1 pseudogene is annotated in these 11,089 nt (G+C 72.1%); it reads right to left on the reverse strand.

What is annotated here, in order from left to right:
- Positions 1–248 precede the first annotated feature (248 nt).
- Positions 249–11,073: pseudogene (locus BJ965_RS40605) on the reverse strand (type I polyketide synthase); the annotation flags it as partial.
- Positions 11,074–11,089 lie beyond the last annotated feature (16 nt).

The raw sequence follows: 11,089 nt of genomic DNA on the forward strand, positions 1-11,089 counted from the left end.
CCTGCCGGGCCCTTCTGCATGTCCGCGCAGAGGGTGACGCGCCGGGAGATCCTGCCGGGAGCGGGAACGTACCGGAGGGTGTTGGGCTCGGGAACGCCGGCCCTCGAGGGGCTGGGGCCCCTGCGAACCGGCGCCGGGGGCGCGAAAGAGCCGGGCCCGGTGCGGTGCGCCGGGCCCGGCTCGTGCCGAACGGTTCGCGCGAGGGGCCGTGCTCCGCGAGAGCGGAGCACGGCCCGTCGGTGTGCGCTCTACTGCGGGAGCCGGGTCAGCCACTCGTGCACGGCGGCCGCCGTCACGTCTCCGTGGCCTTCCAGCATGGTGTAGTGGTTGCCCGGTACGTCGATCGCATCGTGGGGCAGCGGCCAGGCTGACTGCCACTGCTCGGCCGGCGGCTGTTCCTGCCCCGGTTCGACGCCGTAGCACTCGGAGGCCCGCACCAGCAGCGTCGGAGTGGAGATCTCCCTGGGCTGCCAGTGCTCGAACATGCCGAAGTACGCGGCCATCGCCGTCAGACGCGTCCCGGTCATCCGGCCGAAGTCCCTCTCCAGCTCGATGGCCTTCGACTCCATCACGGGGACGATGTACGAGGTGGCGTCGTAGCCCGCCAGGTAGCTGTCGATCAGCACCAGGCCCTGCGGCGACCGTCCGCGCTCTTCCAGCCTGGACGTCACCTCGTGGGCGACGCGTCCGCCGGAGGAGCGTCCTGCGAGGACGAACGGCTCGTCCCCGACCAGGTCCTCGATGAGGCGTACCGCGAACTCGGCGGCCGCGTCCACGTCGGCGGCGACGGGCTGCCCGGTGACGAACCCGGGAAGCATCAGCGACCACACGTCCCGCACACCGCGCAACGGCGTGGCCATGCTGACCAGTTCCTGGTTGCTCGCCCACACCGACTGCGACGGGAACCCGATGATCTTCGGGTGCCGGTCTCCCTCGCCGAGCCTGACCAGGGTCGGTGCGTTGCGCAGCTCGTCCGCGGTGGAGAAGCTCGTCCGCAGGTCGACCGAGTTGCGCAGCACGCTGTGACCGAGGTCGAGCCGCCCCAGTTCGATGGAGCGCCGGTAGAGGGCCTCCACTCCGTTGATGACCGCGAGGTCGCTGATCGTGTCGGCGTCCTCGGCACCGTCGGTGTCCTGGGCCGTCTGAACGGCCGGTGCGCCGGCCACGGCAGGTGCCTGCGCCCCCGCCGCGATGCGCAGCTGGTCGTTCAGTTCGGCGGCGAGCGCTGCGGGCGTCGGGTGGTCGAAGACGACCGTGGACGCCAGGCGCAGCCCGGTGCGCTCGTTGAGCCGGTTGCGCAGTTCCACCGAGGTGAGCGAGTCGAAGCCCAGCTCCACGAAACCGTTGTCGTCCGCGATGGCCTCGGCTCCGCTGTGCCCGAGCACCTGGGCGACCTCCCCACGGATCAGCTCGGTCAGCAGCGCCGGCCGCTCGGCCTCGGCGGTCCGCGTCAGCTGCTCGTGCAGGTGGGAGGTGGCCCGGGTGTCCGACCGGGTCGCCCGGCGCTGCGGGGCGCGTACCAGTCCGCGCAGCAGCGGGGGTATCTGCTGTTCACTGGCCGCCCGTGCGGCGGCGGTGTTCAGCCGCATCGGCACCAGAAGCGGGTCGGTGCCGGCCGCGAGGGCCTGGTCGAAGGCCGCCATGCCGGACTCGGCGGTGAAGGGGCTGAGTCCGCCGCGGGCCATCCGGGCGCGTTCGGCCCGGCCGAGGTCGGCACCCATACCGCCGGACTGCTCCCACCAGCCCCAGGCCAGTGCGGTGCCGGGCAGTCCGGCGTCGCGCCGGTGGGCGGCGAGGGCGTCCAGGAACGAGTTGGCGGCGGCGTAGTTGGCCTGTCCCTGGCTGCCCAGCAGCCCGGCGGCGGAGGAGAACAGCACGAACTCCCGCAGCGGTGTCCCCTCGGTCAGCTCGTGCAGGTGCCAGGCGGCGTCTGCCTTGGCCTGCAACACCGTGTCGAGCTGGTCCGGGGTGAGCGACTCGACGGTGGCGTCCGCCAGCACGCCCGCCGTGTGGACGACTCCGGTCAGCGGACGGTCGGACGGGATGTCCCGCAGCACCGCTGCGAGCGCTTCGCGGTCCGCGACGTCGCAGGCCACGATCCGTACGTCGGCGCCGAGTCCGGTCAGGTCGGCAAGCAGTCCGGCCGCGCCCGGCGCGTCTTCGCCGCTGCGGCTGGCCAGCATCAGATGGCGCACTCCGTGGGCGGTGACGAGATGGCGTGCGACCACCGAGCCCAGCGCGCCGGTGCCGCCGGTGACCAGCACGGTGCCGTCGGGCCCGAAGCCCGGATCGGTCTGGGGTGCCGCGGTGTGCCGGGCCAGCCGGGGCACGCTCGCGGTGCCCGCGCGCAGCGCGAGTTGCGGTTCGCCGGTGGCGAGCGCCTTGGGCAGCGCCCGGTAGGTGGCCGGGTCGTCGTCGAGGTCGACCAGCACGATCCGGTCCGGGTGCTCCGACTGCGCTGCCCGCACCAGGCCCCAGACCGCCGCGGCCGCCGGGTCGCCGGTGCGGTCCGGGTCGCCGGCCGCGACCGCGCCCCGGGTCAGCAGCACCAGCCGGGACCCCGTGAGGCGGGTGTCCGCGAGCCAGTGGTGGAGCACTTCCAGTACCCGGCGTACGACGTCGTGGGTGGCCGCGATGGTGCCGCCCTGGTCACCGCCGAAGCAGCACATGGCCACCACCGCCGGGGCGGCCACGCCCGCTTCCAGACTGTCGGTCAGGGACTGCGGGTCGAGGTACGGCGTGCCGGTGAGGCCCGCCTCGACCAGGCGCGGACGGATCTCCAGCGGGTCGAACCCGAGCATCGCCCACTCCCCGGAGACCTCCTGCGTTCCGAGGGGCAGCGCGGTCCACTTCAGGTGGAACAGCGCGTCCTGGTGCGGGGCCGAGGCGGTGAACTGCTCCAGTGCCGGGTCGCGCATCGCCAGCGAGTCGACCGTGGCGATCGGCAGGCCCGCGTCGTCGGTCACCGTGACGGACACCTCGCTGCGTCCCGTCGGTGCCAGGTGGACCCGCGCGACGGTGGCATGAGTGGCGTGCAGCCGGACTCCGGTCCAGACGAAGGGCATGCCCCCCTTGATCGGCTCACGGTCGGCCGTGCCGCCCAGGACGCCGAGCGCCAGCGGCTGCAGGGCCGCGTCCAGCAGCGCCGGATGCACCCCGAAGCCGTCGTCCCCGTCACCCGCCTCCTGAGGGAGGCGGACCTCGGCGAACAGTTCGCCGTCCCTGGTCCACAGGGCGCGCAGGCCCTGGAAGACCGGTCCGTAGGTGAAACCGGCCTCGGCCATGGTCGGGTAGAAGTCGTCGACCGCGATCTCCGTCGAGCCTGCCGGCGGCCATGCCGACGGTTCGGCTTCGGGTTCCGCTGCCTTGTGTTCGCTCAGCACTCCGGTGGCGTTGCGCAGCCACGGCTGGTCGTCTCCGTCGTCCTCGGACCGCGAGTGGACGGTGATGCTCCGCCGGCCGGTGTCGTCGAGGCCGCCGACCACCACCTGGACCGCGCGCCCGCCCTGCTCGCCCAGGATCAGCGGGGCTTCCAGGGTGAGTTCCTCGATCGTTTCGCACCCCACCTGGCCGCCGGCGTGCAACGCCACTTCCACGAACGCGGTGCCCGGCAGGAGGGCGGTTCCCAGCAGTGCGTGATGGGCGATCCACGGCTGTGTCGCCAGGGAGAGCCGTCCGGTGAACAGGAAGCCGTCCGAGTCGGGCAGCGCCACACCGGCGCCGAGCAGCGGGTGGCCGGTCGCCGTGAGTCCCAGGGTCGTGGGGTCACCGCTGCCGGTCGCGAGGGAGTCGAGCCAGTACCGCTTGTGCTGGAAGGCGTAGGTGGGCAGTTCCACCGTGCGGGCTCCCGTACCGGCGAACAGCGCGGGCCAGTCGACGCAGGCGCCGGCCGCGTGGATCCGGCCGAGGGCGAGGGTCAGGCACTGCACGTCGGGGCGTTCGGGGTGCAGGGCGGGGACGCACACGGCCCCGGCACCGGCCTGGTCGAGGACCTCCTCCACCATCGCGGTCAACGGACCCGACGGCCCCAGCTCCAGGAACGTCTCCACACCCCGGCCCAGCGCCGTGCCGACACAGTCCGCGAAACGCACCGCCTCACGCACCTGACGCACCCAGTACCCGGGCGTCGTCAGCTCTGTACCAGCCACCTCACCCGTCAGATTCGACACCACCGGCACCCGCGCAGCACGGAACTCCACCGACGCCAGAACCCGCTCGAACTCGGCCAGCATCGGCTCCATCCGCGCCGAATGGAAAGCGTGCGACACCGACAGCCGCTTCGTACGCCGGCCCTCCCCCGCCAGCCGCGCCGCCACCTCCAGCACCGGCTCCTCGTCCCCCGACAGCACCAGCGACCGCGGCCCGTTCACCGCCGCCACCGACACCCCACCCGGCAACACACCCAGCTCGTCCTCGGCCGCCTCCACCGCGACCATCGCCCCACCGGCGGGCAGCGCCTGCATCAACCGGCCCCGCGCCACCACCACCCGGCAGGCATCCTCCAACGACCACACACCGGCCACATGCGCCGCCGCCAACTCACCGATCGAGTGACCCACCAGCACATCCGCCCGCACACCCCACGAACAGACCAACCGGAACAGCGCCACCTCCAAAGCGAACAACGCCGGCTGCGCCCACTCCGTCCGCCGCAGCACCGCCTCGTCACCGCCGAAGACGACCTCCTTCAACGGCCGCTCCAACAGCACATCCAGCTGCCCACACACCTCATCGAAGGCCGCCGCGAACACCGGGAACACCTCATACAACTCCCGGCCCATACCCAGGCGTTGCGCACCCTGACCGGTGAACAGCAACGCCGTCCCACCGTCACCGGCCACACCCCGCACCACACCGGCCGCCGAAACGCCCTCGGCCAGTGCCTCCAGCCCGGTCAGCAACTCCTCACGCTCCCGGCCGACCACCACCGCCCGGTGTTCCAGCACCGCACGCGTTCCGGCCAGCGACCACGCCACGTCCAGCGTGCCGAGGTCGGGCCGGTTCACGAGACGGTTCCGCAGTCGCGCGGCCTGCTCGCGCAGTGCCGCCTCGGTCCGGCCGGAGAGCACCCATGGTGTCACCGGAAGTGCCACGGACGGCGTCGGCCGGTCCGCCCCGTCCGTCACCGGAGCGGTCTCGGGGGGCTGTTCCAGGATGACGTGGGCGTTCGTCCCGCTGATCCCGAACGAGGAGACCCCCGCCCGGCGTGGCCGGCCCGTCTCGGGCCACTCCCTGGCCTCGGTGAGCAGCTCGACCGCCCCCGCCGACCAGTCGACCTCCCGCGACGGCGCGTCCACGTGCAGCGTCTTCGGCACTGTCCCGTGCCGCAGCGCCAGCACCGACTTGATCAGTCCGGCGACTCCGGCGGCGTACTGGGTGTGTCCGATGTTGGACTTGACCGATCCCAGCAGCAGCGGCCGGTCGTCGGCACGGTTCTGGCCGTACGTCGCCAGCAGCGCCTGCGCCTCGATCGGGTCACCCAGACTGGTCCCGGTGCCGTGTGCCTCCACCACGTCCACATCGGCCGGCGACAACCCCGCCGACGCCAGCGCCTGCCGGATCACCCGCTGCTGCGACGGACCGTTCGGCGCCGTCAGACCGTTCGACGCACCATCGGAATTCACCGCCGAGCCGCGTACCACCGCCAGGACCGGACGCCCGTCACGCACCGCGTCCGACAACCGCTGCACCGCCAGCAGGCCGACACCCTCGCCCCAGCCGGTGCCGTCCGCACCGTCGGCGAACGCCTTGCACCGGCCATCAGGCGCCAGACCACCCTGCCGCTGGAACTCCACGAAAGCGCCCGGCGTCGCCATCACGGTGACGCCGCCGGCGAGGGCCAGGTCGCACTCGCCGTTGCGCAGTGCCTGCGCCGCCAGGTGCAGGGTCACCAGCGAGGAGGAGCAGGCCGTGTCCACGGTGACGGCGGGCCCTTCGAGGCCGAGCGCGTAGGCGACCCGGCCCGACATCACGCTGCCCGAGGCACCGGTCAGCGCGTAACCGCCGCCCGCCTCGGCCGAGTTCATCAGTACCGTCGTGTATTCCTGCGGGGTGCCGCCGACGAACACGCCGGTACGACTGCCACGCAGGGCGGCCGGGTCGAAGCCCGCCCGCTCCAGCGCCTCCCACGACGTCTCCAGCAGCAACCGCTGCTGCGGGTCCATCGCCAGTGCCTCACGCGGCGAGATCCCGAAGAACGCCGCGTCGAAGTCTCCGGCTTCGGTCAGGAAGGCGCCCTGCCGTGCTCCGCCGGACTCCTCCAGGAAGGAGTTCATGGCGAGTCCGTGCCAGCCCCGGTCGGCGGGGAAGTCCGTCATCTCGTCGCGGCCCTCGACGAGGAGCTGCCACAGGTCCTCGGGTCCGCGTACGCCGCCGGGGAAACGGCAGGCCATGCCCACGATCACGATCGGGTCGTCGTCCGTCGCGCGCAGCGCGGGCAGCGCTGCCTCCGTGGCGCTGTCGAAGAGCTGCTCGTGGAGGTGGCCGGCGAGCCGATGCGGTGTGGGGTGGTCGAAGACGAGGGTCGCGGGCAGCCGCAGCCCGGTGGCGGTGTTGAGGCGGTGCCAGCTCCATCGCGGTCAGCGAGTCGAACCCGAGATCCCGGAACGGCTTCGCGGGGGTGATGTCGTCCGTCGTCCCGTGGGTGAGTACGGTCGCCGCCTCGGCACGGACCAGTTCGAGCAGCCGGTCGTGCTGCTCGGGAACGGTGAGTGCGGCCAGGCTCTGGCGCAGGGCGGAGTCGGTCTCCGCGTCGCCGGTGGTGTCGTCGGACTCCTCCGCGAGCGCCCGCGCGGCCTCGGGAATGTCCTCGATCAACGGCCTGCGGCGCGCCATGGCATACCCGGGAGTGAACCTCCCCCAGTCCATGTCCGTCACCGTCAACGCCGTCTCGTCCTGCTCCAACGCCTGACGCAGCGCCTCCACCGCCAACGCCGGATCCATCGCCCGCACACCACGACGCTCAAGCTGCTCAGCGGTACCGTCCGTCGCCATACCCGTGGCCTTCCAGCCACCCCACGACACCGACGTCGCCACCACACCACGCGCCCGGCGCTCCCACGCCAGACCATCCAGAAACGCGTTCGCCGCCGCGTACGCACCATTGCCCGCACTGCCCCACACCGCGGCACCCGAAGAGAACAGCACGAACGCGTCCAACTCCAGCCCGGCGGTCAACTCGTCGAGGTTCTGCGCACCTCGCGTCTTGACCGACAGCACCTGGTCGTAGTGCTCGGGCGTGGCGTCGGCGAGTACGGCGTACCCCGAGACGCCGGCGGTGTGGAAGACCGCGGTCAGGGGGTGTTCGGCCGGGATGTCCGCGATCACCTGGGCGAGGGCCGCACGATCGGTCACGTCACACGCGACCACCGTGGCCTCGCAGCCCAGCGCACGCAGCTCCCCGACCAGCTCCGCCACGCCCTCGGCGTCCGGGCCGCGGCGGCTGACCAGCAGCAGACGGCTCACACCCTCGTCCGCCAGCCAACGCGCCAGATGCCCACCGACACCACCCGTGCCGCCGGTGATCAGCACCGTGCCCCGGGGCTTGAACTCCCGCACCGGCACCGCACTCGCACCCAACGGCGCCCGCACCAGACGGCGTGCATACACGCCCGAGGGCCGCACCGCGACCTGGTCCTCACCCTCACCCGCCGCCAGCACCGCCGTCAGCGACGACGCCACCTTCTCGTCCCACACGGCCGGAACATCGACCAAGCCGCCCCACACGCCCGGCAGTTCAAGACCCGCGACCTGCCCCCACGCCCACAGCGACGACTGCACCGCGCTCACGGCATCATCCGAACCCACCGCCGCAGCACCCCGGGACAGCACCCACACCGGCGCCACCAACCCGGCATCCCCATGCGCCTGCACCAACCGCAGCGACGATGCGAGCGCCGTGTCCTCGCCCCAGGCCAGCAGCGACACGACACCGGCGACCTCACCCGCCTCGACGAGCCGTTCCGCCAGAGCCGCACGATCCGTGCCCGCTTCGATATCCAGGGTGCGCACCTCGGCACCCGCCGAAGTGAGCGCCCCCGTGACCTCCTCCACCGGAGCATCCGTACCGGGGCTGACCACCAGCCACACACCACTCAAGGAGGCCGCCGACGGCATCGTCACCGAACGCCACAGAGTCCGGTACCGCCACGAATCAATGGTCGTCTGCGTCCGACGGCCCGTGCGCCAGGCGGACAACGCCGGGACGACGCTTTCCCATGCCTGCGAGTCGACCCCGTCGACGAGCGAGGCCACGCTGTCGACGTCCGCGCGCTCCACCGCACCCCAGAACGCCGCATCCACCGGATCGGTCGTTCCACCGGCCTCCTGGCCGGGCTGCACGACGTCCTCGAGCCAGTAGCGCTCGTGCTGGAAGGCGTAGGTGGGCAGGTCCACCCGGCGTGCCCCGCTCCCGGCGAACACCATCGACCAGTCCACCGGAACACCGGCGACATACGCCTCGGCCAGCGATGTCAGCAGCCGCTGGACGCCGCCCTCCTCGCGCCGCAGCGAACCCACGGCGGCCCCCGCGCCGTACACGCCCTCCACGGTTTCCTGGACGGCCATGGTGAGGACCGGGTGGGGGCTGGACTCGACGAAGACCTGGTGTTCCTGTTCGGCCAGCAGGCGCGTGACCGGCTCGAACCGCACCCGCTCCCGCAGATTCGTCACCCAGTACCGGGCATCCAACCCCGCCGTGTCCATCCGCTCACCGGTGACCGTCGAATAGAACGCCACGGATGAGGTCTGCGGCCGTATCTCCGCCAGCTCCGCCAGCAGATCATCGTTCAGCGCGTCCACCTGAGCCGAGTGGGAGGCATAGTCCACCGCGATACGACGGGCCCGAACCCCCGCCTCCTCGCACTCCGCCAACAGCGCATCCAGCGCCTCGACCTCACCCGAAACCACCACAGAGGACGGCCCGTTCACCGCAGCCACACCCACCCGGCCCCCGAACCGGACCAGACGCTCCTCCACCTGGGCCACCGGCAAGGAAACCGAACCCATCCCACCCCGGCCCGACAACTTCTCCCGCACCAGCCGCGAACGCACCGCAACCACCCGGGCACCGTCCTCCAACGACAGCCCCCCAGCCACACACGCCGCAGCAACCTCACCCTGCGAATGACCCACCACCGCGGCCGGCTCCACCCCGAACGAACGCCACACCGCCGCAAGCGAGACCATCACCGCCCACAACACCGGCTGCACCACATCCACCCGCTGCCACAGCGGATCCTCGGCGTCGCGGAACACCACATCCCGCAACGACCAGTCCACGAACGGCGCCAGAGCCTGCGCGCACTCCTCCATGCGGGCCCCGAACACCGGCGAGGCATCCCACAACTCACGCCCCATACCGACCCACTGCGAACCCTGACCCGGAAACACGAACACCACACCGTTGCCCACGTCGCCGGTGCCCCGGACCAGGCCTGGGGCGTCGACTCCGGCGGCGAGCTCGGCGAGGGTGGTGGGCCGGTCCGCGTCCTGGTGGGTGAAGAGCACGGCGCGATGGGCGAGGACGGAACGGCTCGTCAGCAGCGAATAGCCGACGTCGGCGGCCCCGAGGCCGGGGTTGGCGTCGAGGTGTGCCTGGAGGCGCGCGGCCTGGGCGCGCAGCGCGGCCTCGGTGTTTCCGGATATCAGCCAGGGCAGCGGCACGGGCCGCGCGGTGAACGGCGGCGCGGCGGCGTCATCGGGCTGCTTCTCCGTGTCGTCGTTCTCCTCGGGGGCCTGCTCGAGGATGACGTGGGCGTTGGTGCCGCTGATCCCGAACGACGACACACCCACGCGGCGCGGCTGCCCCGTCTCCGGCCACTGGCGGGGCTCGGTCAGCAGCTCCACCGCGCCCGCCGACCAGTCCACCTGCGTGCTGGGCTTGCCCACGTGCAGCGTTTTGGGCATGACGGCGTGCTGGAGGGCCAGCACGCTCTTGATCACGCCGGCGACGCCGGAGACCGCCTGGGTGTGCGCGATGTTGGACTTGAGCGAGCCGAGCCACAGGGGCCGGTCGTCAGGGCGGTCCTGGCCGTAGGTGGCCAGCAGCGCCTGCGCCTCGATCGGGTCACCCAGCGTCGTGCCCGTGCCGTGCGCCTCGACCATGTCGACGTCCGCCAGGGCCAGCCCGGCGTTGGCGACGGCCGCACGGATCACCCGCTGCTGCGAGGGTCCGTTCGGCGCGCTCAGCCCATTGGACGCACCGTCCTGGTTCGCCGCCGAGCCACGGATCACCGCCAGCACCTCGTGACCGTTGCGGCGCGCGTCCGAAAGACGCTCCAGCAGGACCATGGCGGCGCCCTCGCCCCAGCCGATGCCGTCGGCGTCGTCGGAGAAGGCCTTGCAGCGGCCGTCCGCGGCCAGGCCGCGCTGCCGGGCGAAGGTGACGAAGGCCGACGAGGTGGCCATGACGGCGACGCCGCCGGCGAGCGCGAGGGAACAGTCACCCTGCCGGAGCGAATGCGCGGCGGAGTGCAGGGCGACGAGCGAGGACGAGCACGCCGTGTCGATGGTCACCGCCGGGCCCTCGAGGCCCAGTACGTAGGACACACGGCCGGACATCACGCTCGCGGAGCCGCCCGTGATCGCGTAGCCCTGGTCGGTCGGCGAGTTCATGAGCTTGACCGTGTGCTCGATGGCCGTGCCGCCGACGAACACACCCGTGCGGCTGCCACGCAGCGTGTGCGGGTCGATCCCGGCTCGCTCCAGTGCCTCCCAGGAGGTCTCCAGCAGCAGCCGCTGCTGGGGGTCCATGGTCATGGCCTCGCGGGGTGAGATCCCGAAGAAGGAGGCGTCGAAGTCACCGGCTCCCTGGAGGAACGCACCCTCCCGGGTGTACGTCGTCCCCGGCCGGTCGGGGTCGGGGTCGAAGAGGCCGGACAGGTCCCAGCCGCGGTCGTCGGGGAAGCCGCTCACCCCGTCGGCCCCGTCGATCACCATCTTCCACAGCTGCTCGGGCGAGTCGACGCCGCCGGGGAGCCGGCAGGCCATGCCCACGATGGCAAGGGGCTCCCTGACGCGGTCCTGGCTGTCCTTGAGCTGCTGACGGGTCTGCTGCAGTTCGGCCGTGACCCTGCGCAGATAGGTACGG

The organism is Streptomyces luteogriseus (assembly GCF_014205055.1).
Taxonomy (GTDB): Bacteria; Actinomycetota; Actinomycetes; order Streptomycetales; family Streptomycetaceae; genus Streptomyces; species Streptomyces luteogriseus.